Source organism: Chryseomicrobium aureum, from assembly GCF_043182735.1.
GTDB lineage: Bacteria > Bacillota > Bacilli > Bacillales_A > Planococcaceae > Chryseomicrobium > Chryseomicrobium aureum.
Map to the genome: position 1 here is coordinate 2,594,257 of NZ_CP171117.1, position 14,958 is coordinate 2,609,214.

Consider the following 14,958-nt stretch of genomic DNA (forward strand, 5'->3'; position numbering starts at 1 on the left):
TAAACGTACCACAATTATACGCCTTTAGGCAACTACTCCCGGTCTCCTAGCATTCGTACGCAATAGACTTCATCACAGAAACCACGTAATGCATTGACGACGCGTTGAGCACGAGACTCTTGCTGAACGATTCCAAACACGGTGGGGCCGCTTCCGGACATCAAAACGCCTTCTGCACCGAAGCGCTTCATCTGCTCTTTTAACTCTTTCACTTCTGGATAAAGATGTAACGTTACGTCTTCAAGCGTATTGCCTAGGCCATCGACCATGGCTTGGAAGTCTTTCTCTTCAATAGCGCGAATCATCGCCTGTGTATCCGGGTGAAAAGCAGTCTCTAAGTTCAATTGCCCATAGATTTCTGCGGTAGACACTCCAATGACAGGTTTGGCGAGAATGACCCAACATGCAGGTGGTGCAGGAAGATGTTCGATCTTCTCCCCACGTCCTGTCGCCAGCGCCGTTCCTCCGTAAATACAAAATGGAACGTCCGAACCGATCTGGGCGCCAAGCTCTGCCAATTCATCAAGTGACAAGCCAAGTTCCCATACGTGATTCAGACCACGAAGTGTCGCAGCTGCATCGGAACTACCTCCAGCAAGACCCGCTGCAACTGGAATCGTTTTTTCAATTGTGATGGAAACGCCTTTCGTGACGTTATATTTCTTTTTAAGAAGGTCTGCAGCCTGATAAGCCAGGTTCTTCGCGTCATTCGGAATGAAGCGGTCGACAGAGACGATTTCAATGACGCCATCTTCCCGTGCATCCAATCCAATGCGGTCTGCAAGGTCCACAGTCGTCATGATCATCTCGACTTCATGGTAACCATCGTTGCGTTTATACAAAGTATCTAGTGTTAAGTTAATTTTGGCAGGTGCTTTTACAAAATACATACCGGTCTAATCCTTTCGATGCAAAGCGTGTTTGCTAAATTCTGTGTTCTCAGTGTAACACAAAAAAGCACCTCTCTCCTTATGGAAAGAGGTACTCTTATGTATAAGTGCTAAAAGAATAAAAACCTATTTGACGGAGACTAAGTTGTTGGCATCATCGTAAATCGAGATTTCAACTGCTTCAGTCAAAACGTCCGCATAACTATACGATACACGTTCAAAAGCGTTCTCTTCTTGATCTAAATCTATTACAAATACAGCGTGGTACGTTTCGCGCAAAATTCCTGCACGTTCTACTGTTTTCTTGCGACCACCATTGGCGCGTAACTGCAAACGTTTGCCTAGGTGGCAATCTAACGACTTTTTAATATCCGCTAATGTCTTTGGCATTCTGCATACACCTCACTGGTATTTAGTGTAACACGATGTCATGAAAATGTCAAAATTTAATATTTTACAAGGATACACAAGCACTGTCAACGATTATTTATTTTCAGAACGCCACATTGGGTAAAAAGTGTCGTATAAAGCATCTGCTAATGCTCCAAACTCTTGTATGGATAGGGTTTCTCCGCGTCGAGACGGTTCAATACCAGTATCTTGCAGTGCTTTCAGGATTTCCTCTTTATGTGCTTTCCCTTCAGGAAGAGACGTCTGGAGGTTGTTCAAAATGGTTTTACGTCGTTGAACAAACGATCCGCGGCTAACGAGGAACAAGAAATCTTCGTCTTTTACGATTACTACAGGTTCTGTGCGACGCGTTAATTTGATGACAGCAGAGTCAACATTCGGCGGCGGCATGAAAACAGTCTTCGGCACCGTCATTGCGACCTCTGCATCCATATAGTACTGGATAGCAATCGACAACGAGCCATACTCTTTCGTCCCTGGTTTTGCAGTAATACGGTCTGCTACTTCTTTTTGCATCATCACGACCATTCCACGGATTGGCAAACGATCATGAAGCAGCTTCAAAAGAATAGGTGTCGTCACGTAATATGGCAAGTTTGCAACGACCATCACATCTTCATAGCCCGCAAGCTCTCGTTCGAACACGGAGTCTGTGTCCGCTTCTAAGATGTCGCTATGAATGATCTGTACATTATCATATGGGGACAATGTATCTTCTAGAACCGGAAGAAGGCGTTGATCGATTTCAAACGATACGACCTTTCCTGCAGCGCGCGCCAGGTGTTCGGTGAGTGCTCCGATACCAGGTCCGATTTCAATGGCTGCTGAATCTTTTGTCAGTCCTGCGTGGGACACGATGTTGCGTAAAATATTTGGGTCAATCAAAAAGTTTTGTCCAAGGCTCTTTTTGAATGAAAACCCGTATTTTTTTAAAATTTCCTGCGTGCGTACAGGGGTTGCGATATCTTTCATTTTTTATCCTCCTGTTCCAGTGCATCGAGGGCTTGTTGCCACTCCTGCTGGGTGACCCGGAATATATCTAGTCGTTTCAATAGTTGTTTGCCATTTGTATAGCCAATTTGCAAGTGCTCCCCTAACCGCTCTCTACGCGCTGCTGCGTCAGGGTGGCCAATCAGCCGTGCCTCGATCAATTGACGCTGTGTAAATGTGGCTACAGGACGATCCTCAGGGGTGTAGACGTGTTCAAGGGCTGCACGAATGTCTTCATCCGTCGCGTGCTCGATTCCGACACCACTACCGTTTTTGGCAATCGCTTGGTGTTTTGGCAAAAATGCATGTTTGACGCCTGGGATGGCCTCTTCAATAATCGCCCGGATGCGTCGTCCTGGATAGTCAGGGTCCGTAAAGACAATGACACCGCGGACGTCTTGGGCACGTTTAATCTTGTGTAAGGTCTCTTTCGACACAGCAGAGCCATTCGTTTCAATCGTATCGGCTTGTACAGCACGTCGAATGGCTGTTGTATCGTCTTTACCTTCCACCACGATTACTTCTTTGAATGTCATGTGGAATCCCCTTCCTCCATTGTACGCAGAAAAGCTCTCCCTGTCATCGCAAGGAAGAGCTGATCCCGGTACTAATTAATAATTTTAATACGAACAGTTTTTCGTCCGAATGCGTAGGCTTGATCTTTTGTTGGAACAAAAATATCGATTTTGTTGCCTTTGATGGCACCGCCAGTATCTCCAGCGATGGCATAGCCATACCCCTCTACCCATACTTTTGAGCCAAGCGGGATGACGTTAGGGTCGACTGCAATGACTTTCAAGTGTGGATTGGCTTTTAAATTGATTCCCGTTGCGGTGATTCCTGAACAACCTGTGCATGAAGCTGTATAGGCTGTTGCTGTTACATAGAATTCACGTCCAGCAGGTTCTGATGAGTCATTCCGTGACACCGGTTGAGAAGCAGGTGCAGAAGCTTTTTGAGTTGTTGCCGCTGCTACTATCACTTTTGTTCCGACGTGCACGACTTCATTCGTCGCCTTTTCTTTCACTTCTTCAGAAACGACTTTCTCTTCTACTACTTTGCCGTTTTCTTTTGTGATTTCGACTGTACGCGCTACTACTCCAGGTTTCCCTTCACGTACCACTTTTTCTTTGCCTTTTAAAAGCGAATCGTCTTTTTTAGTTTCCGTTTTAAACGCTATGTCTTCTTCCACTACATCGGTGACTTTTTCTACACGAGTAATTTCAATTACAGAATCAGGTGTCACCACCTTTTCTGGTTCTAAGTTGACTCGGTCGAGCTTGGATAAATGAATGCTATTTTGTTTTAAAAAGTCAGCGACCGTAGTCGAAGTGGACCAAACGAGTGTTTCTTCAGTTCCGTCGATCAATTTTACTTGATACGCTTTTGCTATCGAAATTTCATTTTGTTGTCCGACCTCCGCATCTGCGGCAGGTGCAATCTGGTCATACTCGGTTACTTCAACGCCAGCTTGGCCTAAGATTTCTGATACGCGATCCGCGGTTGTATCGATGGTTTGTGTTTTTCCATCAATTCGAATCGTAATGGTTTGTGCCTGTTCCCACTCCACTGCTAAATCATGAGCAATTGAAGTGTTCAATGAGGGATATACATGATCGGCTTCTGCAACATCGATTTCTTGTTCCTCGAGAAGTTCGCCTACTGTATCTGCATGAGTTGCTAATTCTTGTTGTTGTCCGTTGACAGTCAAGCTGACCGTCTTTTTCGTTCCTTCGAATAGTACGAAAGATACGACTGCAAGAAATACAAGTAGAGTGACGATTGTCATCCACGTATCCTTGCTCCTCAATGAGTTAGAGAACAGGTTTTTCATGGTAAAATTTGACACGAAAAACGCCTCCTTATTCACTCGGATGATTATATCTAGTTGTCGAGATAATTGTCAAGCTCGATTGTCTGACCTTTATGTCGATCTCGTGTCATCCGGTATAGTTTTCAGTATGGAGGCGTTCATCGTTTTTTAATCAAATCCCGAAAAATTTCTCTGCATTTTTTGTCGTGCGCGTTGCTACTTCTTCCACGCTCAACTCTTTTAACCGCGCGATTTCTTCAGCCACGAGCGGTACATAGGACGGTTCATTCCGTTTCCCGCGATATGGGTGCGGTGCGAGGTAAGGTGCGTCTGTTTCAATGAGCAAATGATCTAAGTCAATTTCTTTTGCAACTTCTTTTGGTGTCTTCGCATTTTTAAACGTCACAGGCCCACCGAGTGAAATCATAAAGTTCATACGGATGGCTTCTTGCGCTGTTTCCACACTGCCACCGAAACAATGCATAATTCCACCGGTCAGATGAGCCTCTTCTTCTTGTAAGATCCGCAGTACATCACCTGTCGCATCACGATTGTGAATGATTAGAGGAAGTTGTACGCGTTGCGCCAAACGAATATGTTTACGGAACAGGTCTTGTTGCACATCTTTCGGTGATTTGTCCCAGTAATAATCAAGACCGGTCTCTCCGATTCCTACAACCTTCTCATGGCTCGCCAACTCCTCTATCCATGCTAGGTCCTCTTCCGTACAGTCGACTGCATCTACCGGGTGCCAGCCTACCACTGCGTAAATGTCCGGATCAGCTTCTGCGATAGCGATTGCGCGGTTGATTGTTTTTGTATCAAATCCGATGACGACCATCTTCTGTACACCTTTTTCACGCGCACGTGAGATGACCTCTTGTAGATCTTCGTCGTACTGGTCTGCGTTTAAATGAACATGTGTATCTATAAATTGCATCGTCTCATCCTTTCTTGGTTCTGTGAGAAAAAAGAACCCGCACATACTGGCGGGCTCTTCACTGATTTATTTGACTTGTGCACCGTTTTCAAGCTTGTCATCCACTTCAGCGAGTGTCAGGTAGCCATTTTTCGATCCAGCTAATATCATTCCTTGTGACAACTCTCCGCGCAATTTGACCGGCTTCAAGTTGGCGACAACAATCACTTTTTTACCGATGACGTCTTGCGGCTTGTAATGCTCTGCAATACCGGAGATTACTTGACGCTGCTCGTAGCCAAGATCGAGTTGAAGTTTCAAGAGTTTTGATGTTTTCGGCACGGGTTCACACGCTGTCACCGTTGCTACGCGTAAATCTACTTTCATAAAGTCATCAATCGAAATTTCTTCAACCTCCGGCGCCTCTTCTTTTGGTTCTTCTACTACTGGAGTCGCGCCACCTTGCATCTGCTCACGAATGTACGCTGCTTCTTCCTCTACATCAAGACGAGGGAAGATTGGAACACCCTTTTCAACAACTTTTGTTCCTTGTGGAATACCGTGGAATGCATCTAAACCTTCCCAAGCTAATCCCTTCTCAGAAAGCCCCAGTTGACGCATAATCTCCGCTGGGTTTTTCGTCAAGAATGGTTGAATGAAAATAGCCGTCAAACGCAAACTTTCTGCCAAGTGCACCATAACAGACGCAAGTTTCCCGCGGTCTGCTTCGTCTTTTGCAAGAACCCATGGTTGTGTTTCATCAATGTATTTATTCGTTCGTGAAATAAATGTCCAAATATCTGACAACACGATGCTAAACTGCATCTTCTCCATGTTGTCTTCTACTTTTTGTTTCGTTTCCGCAAAGAGCTCATGCAATGTTTTGTCGAATTCCGTCTCGACAGCCTCTTCTACCGGAATCGTTCCGTCAAAGTACTTGTTGATCATCGAAATTGTGCGGTTCAGCAAGTTCCCTAGGTCATTTGCTAAGTCATAGTTTGTACGCTCTACAAATGACTCCGGCGAGAACACTCCGTCCGCACCAAATGGCAACTCACGCAGTAAGAAATAACGTGTCGCATCTAAGCCGTATCGCTCCACAAGCATTTCTGGATACACGACATTGCCTTTTGATTTCGACATCTTGCCGTCTTTCATCATAATGAACCCGTGTGCAAATACTTTTTTCGGAAGCGGTAGATCAAGTGCCATCAAGAAAATCGGCCAGTAAATTGTGTGGAATCGAACGATGTCTTTTCCAACAACGTGAACATCCGCTGGCCAGTAGTTTTTGAACTTCGAATCGTCATCTGACCCATATCCAAGTGATGTGATGTAGTTGGATAATGCATCTACCCATACGTAGATAACATGTTTCGGGTCTCCAGGTACTTTGATTCCCCAGTCAAAGGATGTGCGTGATACAGAAAGATCTTCTAGACCTGGTTTGATGAAGTTATTGATCATCTCATTTTTACGCGATTCCGGTTCGATAAATCCTGGGTTTTGTTCATAATAGGTAAGCAAGCGGTCTGCATACTTTTTCATATTGAAGAAATACGATTCTTCTTTGACCTTTTTAACAGGACGTCCACAATCCGGACAATTGCCATTGACCAATTGCTTTTCAGTGAAGAACGATTCACACGGAGTACAATAGTTGCCTTCGTACTCGCCTTTGTAAATATCGCCATTGTCTAAAAAGCGTTGGAAGATCTTTTCGACAGCGTCTGTGTGACGCTTTTCTGTTGTACGAATAAAGTCATCATAGCTGATGTCCATGATTTCCCATACTTTTTTTGCTGCTTCTGCAATTTCATCCACGTACGCTTGTGGCTCTTTGTTATTTTCTTGCGCTTTTTCTTGGATCTTTTGTCCATGCTCATCCATTCCCGTCAAGAAACGGACGTCATAGCCTTTCAAACGCTTATAACGCGCAATCGCATCGGAAGCCACGGTCGTGTAAGCTGTCCCGATATGGAATTTACCGCTTGGATAATAGATCGGGGTTGTAATGTAAAATGTCTTTTTCTCTTGAGTCATGCGAATGCGCCTCCACTTAGTTTCATTATTGTTCATTGTATCGAAATCGACGTGTCGATTCAATTAGTCCGGAAAAAGTGTTTGTCGACAAGACTTTGTAACATCATTCGACAAATCCACTTATTCCCTTAACTTGCTCTTTTTACGTCACTTTTGGTAACTCGAAAGAAATTGACGTTATATTTTTATTATCATTTATTAATATTATCATTTTTTTACCATTTAAGTCGATTATTTTGAAGTTAAACGAATTGACGTATTTGGGAGTTGTTGGTATGATAAAATCCATAACCAAAACTATTTGTCGAAAAATGACGAATTATATTCCGAGAGGGGAAACAACTAATGAAATCTACAGGTATTGTACGTAAAGTTGATGAACTAGGACGCGTAGTTATTCCAATCGAACTTCGCCGCACACTAGGTATTGCAGAAAAAGACGCTCTTGAAATTTATGTGGATGACGATAAAATCATCTTGAAAAAATACTTACCAAACATGACATGCGCAGTTACTGGCGAAGTGTCAGACGACAACTTACGTTTAGTTGGCGGAAAATTAATTCTTAGCCCAGAAGGCGCTGAGCAATTAATCAACGAGATCCAAACAAGCTTAACAAAATAAGCGTATTCCTCTTTTTATATAAAGCTGCCTTTCCTCGGAAAGGCAGCTCTCTTTTTATTCCTCTTCTAAATGATACGCCGCATACACGTCGCGCTTGTTCATCTGGCGTGCGACCGCCACTTCTTTGATTGCCTGCTTTGAGGATAGGTCTTGTTGAAGCATCAGCGCTTCTACGTGACGCTTTACATCTAACTCTTCCCACCATTCTGCAGATTTGTTTTGCTCTACTACTTGTTCAGAAGTCCCTTCAATGACAAGGCAAAACTCCCCGCGCACCTCATTGCTCGACGCCCATTCTATCGCTTCTTCTACAGTCCCTCGAATGAACTCCTCGAATTTTTTCGTCAGTTCACGAGCTACTACAATTTTACGTTGACCACCTAATACGTCCTGAATGGATTGCAAAACTTCTTTTAATCGGTGCGGTGCTTCATAATAGATGGATGTCTCCGTTCGGGCCAACAGCACCTCTAATGCCTCTTTACGCTCTTTTTTCCCGCGTGGGAGAAAGCCATAGAACGTGAAAGGTTGCGCATTGATTCCAGAAGCAATAAGAGCAGTCAGTGCTGCGTTAGCTCCAGGTACCGGTACAACCGCGAACCCTTCAGCTAAGGCTTTGCGAACAAGATCATCTCCCGGATCAGAAATACACGGCATGCCTGCGTCACTTACTAAGGCTACAGATTTGCCATCTTTCAGCATGTGTAACAATTTTACACCGCCCGCTTCTTCGTTATGAGCATGATAGCTCACTAATGGGGTCTCAATCTCATAATAATGACAAAGTTTTTTCGTATTTCGTGTATCTTCAGCTGCAATCACGTCTACTTCTTTTAAGATACGAATCGCCCGGAAGGTCATATCTTCTAAATTTCCAATCGGCGTTGCTACTAAGTATAGACAACTCGTCGATTCAAATTGATGGGAGGATTGGATGTGCATGCTCTCGCTTCCCTTCTATATACTGCTCTTTTTGTTTTCGTGTTAACTGCTTAAATGCATACTCTTGTTTCATCGCAAGTGAACGTGTTTCAAATTCCTCAAAATGGACTAATTTTACCGGGAGTCGTGGCCGAGTATATTTAGCCCCTTTGCCGTCATTGTGTTCCTTCAATCGACTTAGTACGTTCTTTGCATAGCCCGCATAAAAAGTCGCATCTTTGCAACAAACTACATAGAAATAATGACTATTTTTTATTTCCATATAAAATCTCCTCAATTTCAGGTGTGTAGCTTCCATTTTCCTGATACACCGTTACAGGAGGCAACACCTTTAAATCAGGCTTCCCATCTTTGATTCCTTCTATTAATACTGTGTTTGCTTCTCGTCCTTCTTTTGGATAGACCAGTTGAATACGTTTTGGTTCTAGTCGATTGCGCCGCATCGCGTCAATCAACTCAATCAAGCGGCCTGGGCGGTGCACAAACGCAGCCTTACCACCTTGCTTGAGAAGGCTGCTCGCGTTGGCAACGGCTTCTTCAAGTGACAAGTGGATTTCATGGCGCGCAATGGCCTGATGCTCCGATAATTTTTTATCCGGTGCTGCTTCTACCGGAAAATAAGGCGGGTTGCACGTCACCATATCATACTTCTCTGACCCCAACACTTTGGCGATTCCGCGCACATCTCCTTGCTGAATCGTGATTTGTGATTCTAGTTCGTTGTAGTGGACGCTACGTGTTGCCATATCCACCAAACGCTCTTGTAGTTCTACACCAATAATCGGCGCACTTGTTCGTGCACTGAGAAATAACGGAATCGCTCCATTTCCTGTGCACAAATCTACAATTTTCCCTCGCTTGAGTGGAATGGACGCAAAACGCGCAAGCAATACTGCATCAAGTGAGAACGAAAATACAGAAGGACTTTGTATGATCCGCAAATCCTCTGCAAGCAGATAATCCAATCGTTCATCTCCTTGTAAGTACTCCATTTGATTCACCTCTTCCTAGCATTCGAAAAAAGCTGACACCGCAATCGGTATCAGCTCCTCATTACGTATCTTTATTTAAAAATGCGAGACAGAACATACAATCAAGCTCTTTTCGCGGACTCCCAAATTGAGGATGGCAGACATGAAAGCCTTCTTGATAGAGGCGAGCCAAGTTATCATAGCCTTCTCCGACATCCCGCTTGGGTGGTCGCTTTTGTTCTTGTTGTAGTTTCGCTTCTTCTGCATGCATCGCATCGAGGCGCTCACGCAGATGGCGATTCTCTTGCTGCAATGTCTGATGTTCTTCCATCATTATGGCAACGAACTCTTTTAAAGCCCGAAATTGCTCTTGCGTGGACTTTAATTGTTCTTCAAACGCAACAATCGTCTCCAAAAAATTACGGTCCATCACAACTCACCTCATCCATCTCTGCAGGTTACGAATGCTGCACTAATTCTTCTAGGGAATACTCCAGGACACGCTGCCCTTCGTATAGTTCAACGCGTAAAACGCGCTCTAAAATGTTCAAGCCGACAACCTTCCCTTTCCCTTCAGGTGTTGTCACGCGCTGCCCTAAGTCCGGCAGAAGCGCACGAGCTTGTTCATACTCATCATTTTCATATTTCAAGCAACACATTAAACGACCACAAAGTCCTGAAATCTTAGAAGGATTCAATGACAAGTTCTGATCTTTCGCCATCTTGATAGAGACAGGCTCAAAGTCGCCTAAGAATGTCGAACAACAGAGCATACGCCCACATGGCCCAATCCCACCAAGCATCTTCGCCTCATCTCGTACTCCGATCTGACGCAGTTCAATACGTGTGCGGAATACAGAGGCCAAATCTTTCACAAGGTCTCGGAAATCAACACGGCCTTCTGCAGTGAAATAAAAAATAATTTTATTGCGGTCAAATGTAAATTCGACATCCACAAGTTTCATCTCTAGTTTGCGTTCACGGATCTTGGCATCACCAAGAGCAAGTGCTTGTAGGGATTCAGACTTATTTTCTTCAACTTGCAAACGATCTTTTGGAGACGCTGGTCGTACAACTTTTCGGAGCGGTAAAACGACATCGTTTTCTTCAACTTCCCGAACGGCTATAACAACCTTTCCAAATTCGACACCACGTGCGGTTTCGACAATCACATAGTCATCGAGTTCACAGACATAGTCACCTGGATCAAAATAATATATTTTACCCGCTTTCTTGAAGCGGACACCGATTACTTTATACAACTGAATTAACCTCCCGCAGCTCTATAACTAGCTGCTCCATTAACAACGTACGATTCGCATTCTGATGAAGGCGACGTCTGGCTTTCATGATGTGCTCTAGCTGGTAGGTCAGTTGCTCAAACGTGCTTCGCATCGCGATTTGCTCCCATAGCGCACTCTTATCGGGAAACGTACTGCTGCTGCCGGGATTTGCTTTGTTTGCAACGATATCTCGATAAGCAAAAAGCAGTAAATCTAGCACGCGCTCTGCTTTTTCTTTATCTTTGAGCAGCGGAATGACGTGCTCATGCGCTTGTACAAGTGCATGGGCTGTTCCACGTTCCAATGCTTCCATTAATTTTAACACGCCTTTTCGTGCAAGTCCAAACTCCTCTTCCTCTACCATCGCCAGTGCATCCTCTAAAGAAGAAGCAAGTTTGCTAACCGTCGAAGCCATGCTTTCTGAAACATTTTGTTCCATCAGCTGCATTTTCAACTGCTCAGGAGGAACAGGTTGCAAGGTCATCTGCTGACAGCGCGAGCGAATGGTCGGAAGCAAGGCGTGCGGCTGATTCGTCAGGAGAATAGCCGTGACTTCACTTGTTGGTTCTTCTAGGAATTTTAGAAGCGCATTGGCACTCGATGCATTCATGCGATGCGCATCATGTACAATATAAAATTTCCGACTAGACTCACGAGCTGTCTTGCTAAGTTCATGAATCAATTGATCGATTTGCGCCCGCTTGATGAATTGACCGTCTGGTTCAATCGTATGTACATTCAAATGGTTGCCTGATGTCACTAATCGACATGGTCGACATGTTTCACATGGAACATTTTGCGCATTTTCGCAAAGTGTCAATTGGATGATAAAGTGGGCGACCGCCAGTTTCCCAGTGCCTTGATCGCCGGTTAACAGAAGAGCATGGCTGAGTCGCTCGTTTTGAATCATTCGGGTAATTTGGGCGACCAGACGCGGCTGACGTTCTGGTGCTTGAGTTGCTTGCCAGTCCATGACTGAGTCTCCCTTCGGTTAAATATGGACGAACGTCTTCCACATCTAGTTTTAAAAAAAGCCGCATGCGCAAATTATGCGACACACGGCCCTTCGTGTTTATTAGAAGTGATGGAAATGCTCGATTGGCATGACGAACACAGTTGCTCCGCCTACCTCTACTTCCACCGGATACGGAATATACGAATCCGCATTGCCACCCATCGGAGAAACCGGGGCGACCATCTGTTCACGTGCGCGACAGTTATCTCGTATTAAATCAAGTACAGTAGGTACAAGATGATCTTCAGTTCCAATTAAAAATGTTGTGTTTCCAGAACGCAAGAAGCCTCCAGTACTCGCAAGCTTAGTTGCTCGGAATTTTGCCTTAGTCAGGGCATTCGACAAACGGTTGCTGTCCTGATCCTGAACGACTGCGACGACTAATTTCATAGGACCCACCTCCATTTTCTTTAGTATACCATATTTAGGTCGCGACGAATGTGTGCATACATCTCTTCTTCGACCTCTTCTATTGATTTTCCTGCGTCAATTCGAACGATGCGCTCTGAAAATTTTTCGAGAAGATGCTGATAGCCTTCGTACACTTTTTTATGGAAAGCCAGCCCTTCTTCATCAAGACGATTTACTTCCCGCACGTCAGATGCTTCGATTCTTCGTAAGCCTTCTTCCGGTGTGATATCAAAGAAGTATGTGCGCGTGGGAAGAAAGCCCTCAATCGCAAATTGATTGATGGACCACACTTCATCCACACCTAAACCACGTGCATAGCCTTGATATGCAAGAGAACTATCGACAAAGCGATCGCAAATGACAACTTTTCCTTCTGCAAGAGCTGGTCGCACTTTCTCGACAAGGTGCTGACGGCGTGCCGCTGCGTATAAGAGTGCCTCTGTGCGACTATCCATTGCTGTATTTTTTGTATCATGCAAGACTTCTCGTATTTGTTCCGCAATTGGAATGCCACCTGGTTCACGCGTCATCATGACGTCGACACCTTCTGCTTTCAGACGTTCAGCCACACGATTAGTGATGGTCGTCTTTCCTGCGCCATCTGGGCCTTCAATTGTAATAAAATATCCACTCATTTTAATTGGTTTCCTCCAGTACATAAACCTGTCGTTGTGCTAACCTATGTTCTCCTTGAAATGCAGCCTTGCCCATCAAACATTCTTCTAGCTGCACAAGTGTCTTTACTGTAAACCGTTCTCCAGGAAGAAGCAACGGAATTCCAGGAGGATACGGGATGATGGCGCCTTTTGCGATGCGTCCGATTGCCTTCGTATAGGAAATCCATTCTCCGTTTCTGCGTTGCACTTCTTCAAGAGCAACCTCAGGCTTCGTCAGCTGATTGGCCGCAACAGCCGTCACTACTGGAAGGGCTTGTGGACGCACAGACTTCAACGCCTCACAAGCGCGCTTCACGCGACTTCGTAACTCCGCAAATCGGTAATCTTCCCCGTATTTCAAAAGGGGCAACATCCACAAAACATGCTGACCGTGAGCAAGTTCTACATATACGCCTTGTTGTTCTAGCGCATCGCGGACTTGATGCCCTGCATGCGTTCCTACACGAATCATCAGTTTCAATGGATCGTCTACTTCGACGATATCGAGCCCGGAAATCCCTTGTAAACTATCTAAGAATAATGCGCGCTTATCCATGAAATGATGGTAATCCCTGGCTGTGAATGAAGCGAGATACGCACGGGCATCGTCAAGAGATGCCATCACGGGATATGAAGGACTGCTCGACTGCAACATACGGAGTGCATGCTCCAAGCGGTCTTTCCCTACAAATTTAGATTTGCTATGTAAGAATGACCCCATTGTCATCGCCGGCAAACTTTTATGAGCGGACTGAACGACAACATCTGCCCCACATTCAAGAGCCGATACTGGAAAGTAGTCAGACCCCTGGAAATGAGCTCCGTGCGCTTCGTCGACGAGTACGGGTACACCTTTTGTATGACAAAATTCCACGATTTCGAGTAAGTCAGATACTACGCCGAAATAGGTCGGAGTTGTCAGAGCCACCGCCCGAATATCCGGAAACTCGTGAAAAGCTTGTTGAATGCCTTGCAAGGAGACATGCGCAGCAGTTTCGGTTCGGTGATCCCACTCCGGAGTGATAAACACAGGGCGGACTCGCGCAAGCTCGACTGCATGAAATACAGATTTATGCGCATTGCGCTGAATAAGGACGCGGTCTCCAGGGGTGGTCGCCGCAAGCATCATCGCTAAGTTACCGACCGTGGACCCGTTCACTAAAAAGTAACTCGCATCACTTCCGTAAAAGGTTGACAACAGGTCTTGTGCTTCTTGAATGACGCCTTCTGGAGCGTGCAGATCATCGAGTCCTGTAAGCTCTGTCACGTCATAACTCAAACTATCTCGCAATGCTTTTGGCAGCGTGCTAAAATAGCCATTTTTATGTCCTGGAACATGCAGCGACATAGGCTGCTTCTCCACAAACTGCTGAAGTTTTTCTACTAGGGGTCGCCGCATTTTCATTCCTCTTTTCTATGTGTTTTCAGTATACCATCCATCAAGAAGGCGATTGATTGATTTTTTTGAGCATCTGGTATAACTGTTCTTTTTCTTGATCCGTCAATGCCGAAAAGTTTTCTTCTAAATAAGTAAAATGCTCATCTAACAGACTCGTGATCAAACGATTGCCAAGCTTTGTCATTTCTACAAACGAGCAGCGTCGATCTGTTGGACATGGACGTTTCGTAACAAGTTCCTTTTTCAATAGACGATTCGTAACGCTCGTTATACTGCCACTTGGAATGCCAAGTACCGTACTGAGCTGTTGCACTGTATAGGTTTGCTCAGGAGTCCCCTGCAACAGTTCTAACACACGGAAACTGTCCAACGTTAGACCATACCCTTCCATTCGTCTCGTCACACTTTGGAGATATTGTTTGCTCGTTTGAAACCAAAGCGCATACAAATTATCTGTCGCCATCCCGCATTCCTCCTGTAATCGCTTTCAAAACTTTACCTATAGGATATCTAAAAAATTCGCAATAATCAAGGTATAACAACAACTTCTATTTGTATTGACTCCTAATTAGCCTAATGATAGGATTAAAT

At 44.8% G+C, this 14,958-nt stretch carries 18 protein-coding genes; 1 reads left to right on the plus strand and 17 read right to left on the minus strand.

The window, feature by feature from the left end:
- Positions 1–32: 32 nt before the first annotated feature.
- The 7 genes from ispE to metG all read right to left on the minus strand — a co-directional run bounded on the left by ispE (position 33) and on the right by metG (position 7,066).
- On the minus strand, positions 33–890 hold the full coding sequence (gene ispE / locus ACF3OH_RS13620; RefSeq protein WP_392455146.1) for a 4-(cytidine 5'-diphospho)-2-C-methyl-D-erythritol kinase: 858 nt from the start codon (positions 888–890) through the stop codon (positions 33–35).
- Positions 891–1,016: 126 nt separating this feature from the next.
- Positions 1,017–1,280: a biofilm formation stimulator Veg gene (gene veg, locus ACF3OH_RS13625; RefSeq protein WP_204591071.1), complete on the minus strand. Its 264-nt coding sequence runs from the start codon at positions 1,278–1,280 to the stop codon at positions 1,017–1,019.
- Positions 1,281–1,373: 93 nt separating this feature from the next.
- Complete coding sequence (gene rsmA, locus ACF3OH_RS13630; protein WP_392455147.1) at positions 1,374–2,273, minus strand: 16S rRNA (adenine(1518)-N(6)/adenine(1519)-N(6))-dimethyltransferase RsmA; 900 nt, start codon at positions 2,271–2,273, stop codon at positions 1,374–1,376.
- Positions 2,270–2,827: a ribonuclease M5 gene (gene rnmV, locus ACF3OH_RS13635; RefSeq protein ID WP_392455149.1), complete on the minus strand. Its 558-nt coding sequence runs from the start codon at positions 2,825–2,827 to the stop codon at positions 2,270–2,272. The genes rsmA and rnmV overlap by 4 nt, the downstream gene beginning before the upstream one ends.
- A 71-nt stretch (positions 2,828–2,898) precedes the next feature.
- Positions 2,899–4,140, minus strand: coding sequence for a ubiquitin-like domain-containing protein (locus ACF3OH_RS13640; RefSeq protein WP_392455151.1), 1,242 nt, complete (start codon positions 4,138–4,140; stop codon positions 2,899–2,901).
- 136 nt (positions 4,141–4,276) lie between these two features.
- Positions 4,277–5,044: a TatD family hydrolase gene (locus tag ACF3OH_RS13645; RefSeq protein WP_392455153.1), complete on the minus strand. Its 768-nt coding sequence runs from the start codon at positions 5,042–5,044 to the stop codon at positions 4,277–4,279.
- Positions 5,045–5,110: 66 nt separating this feature from the next.
- Complete coding sequence (metG, locus tag ACF3OH_RS13650) at positions 5,111–7,066, minus strand: methionine--tRNA ligase (RefSeq protein ID WP_204591081.1); 1,956 nt, start codon at positions 7,064–7,066, stop codon at positions 5,111–5,113.
- Between the two features lie 345 nt (positions 7,067–7,411).
- On the opposite strand from metG, the gene ACF3OH_RS13655 reads away from it, so the two are divergent.
- Entirely contained in the window at positions 7,412–7,690 is a 279-nt protein-coding gene (locus ACF3OH_RS13655) for an AbrB/MazE/SpoVT family DNA-binding domain-containing protein (protein WP_204591083.1), read from the plus strand.
- 54 nt (positions 7,691–7,744) lie between these two features.
- Here ACF3OH_RS13655 and rsmI read toward each other — a convergent pair whose 3' ends face one another.
- The 10 genes from rsmI to ACF3OH_RS13705 form a co-directional block, all read right to left on the minus strand.
- Positions 7,745–8,632, minus strand: a complete 888-nt coding sequence (gene rsmI, locus ACF3OH_RS13660; RefSeq protein ID WP_392455156.1) for a 16S rRNA (cytidine(1402)-2'-O)-methyltransferase — start codon at positions 8,630–8,632, stop codon at positions 7,745–7,747.
- On the minus strand, positions 8,604–8,894 hold the full coding sequence (locus tag ACF3OH_RS13665; RefSeq protein ID WP_204591087.1) for a GIY-YIG nuclease family protein: 291 nt from the start codon (positions 8,892–8,894) through the stop codon (positions 8,604–8,606). The genes rsmI and ACF3OH_RS13665 overlap by 29 nt, the downstream gene beginning before the upstream one ends.
- Complete coding sequence (locus tag ACF3OH_RS13670; protein WP_392455159.1) at positions 8,878–9,624, minus strand: tRNA1(Val) (adenine(37)-N6)-methyltransferase; 747 nt, start codon at positions 9,622–9,624, stop codon at positions 8,878–8,880. Before ACF3OH_RS13670 ends, ACF3OH_RS13665 begins: the two co-directional genes overlap by 17 nt.
- A gap of 61 nt (positions 9,625–9,685) precedes the next feature.
- Positions 9,686–10,036 carry a DNA replication initiation control protein YabA gene (gene yabA / locus ACF3OH_RS13675; protein WP_338032469.1) on the minus strand — a complete coding sequence of 117 codons (351 nt, stop codon included), beginning with the start codon at positions 10,034–10,036 and terminating at the stop codon, positions 9,686–9,688.
- 25 nt (positions 10,037–10,061) lie between these two features.
- Entirely contained in the window at positions 10,062–10,865 is an 804-nt protein-coding gene (locus ACF3OH_RS13680) for a stage 0 sporulation family protein (protein WP_204591094.1), read from the minus strand.
- Positions 10,858–11,859: a DNA polymerase III subunit delta' gene (gene holB, locus ACF3OH_RS13685; protein WP_392455162.1), complete on the minus strand. Its 1,002-nt coding sequence runs from the start codon at positions 11,857–11,859 to the stop codon at positions 10,858–10,860. The genes ACF3OH_RS13680 and holB overlap by 8 nt, the downstream gene beginning before the upstream one ends.
- A 102-nt stretch (positions 11,860–11,961) precedes the next feature.
- The gene (locus ACF3OH_RS13690; protein ID WP_094941883.1) at positions 11,962–12,291 is read right to left on the minus strand and encodes a cyclic-di-AMP receptor; all 330 of its coding nucleotides are present in this window, start codon (positions 12,289–12,291) and stop codon (positions 11,962–11,964) included.
- A 20-nt stretch (positions 12,292–12,311) separates the two neighbouring features.
- Positions 12,312–12,947 carry a dTMP kinase gene (gene tmk, locus ACF3OH_RS13695; protein WP_204591098.1) on the minus strand — a complete coding sequence of 212 codons (636 nt, stop codon included), beginning with the start codon at positions 12,945–12,947 and terminating at the stop codon, positions 12,312–12,314.
- A gap of 1 nt (position 12,948) precedes the next feature.
- The gene (locus ACF3OH_RS13700) at positions 12,949–14,367 is read right to left on the minus strand and encodes an aminotransferase class I/II-fold pyridoxal phosphate-dependent enzyme (RefSeq protein WP_392455164.1); all 1,419 of its coding nucleotides are present in this window, start codon (positions 14,365–14,367) and stop codon (positions 12,949–12,951) included.
- Positions 14,368–14,407: 40 nt separating this feature from the next.
- Complete coding sequence (locus ACF3OH_RS13705; RefSeq protein ID WP_392455166.1) at positions 14,408–14,830, minus strand: MarR family winged helix-turn-helix transcriptional regulator; 423 nt, start codon at positions 14,828–14,830, stop codon at positions 14,408–14,410.
- Positions 14,831–14,958: the final 128 nt, after the last annotated feature.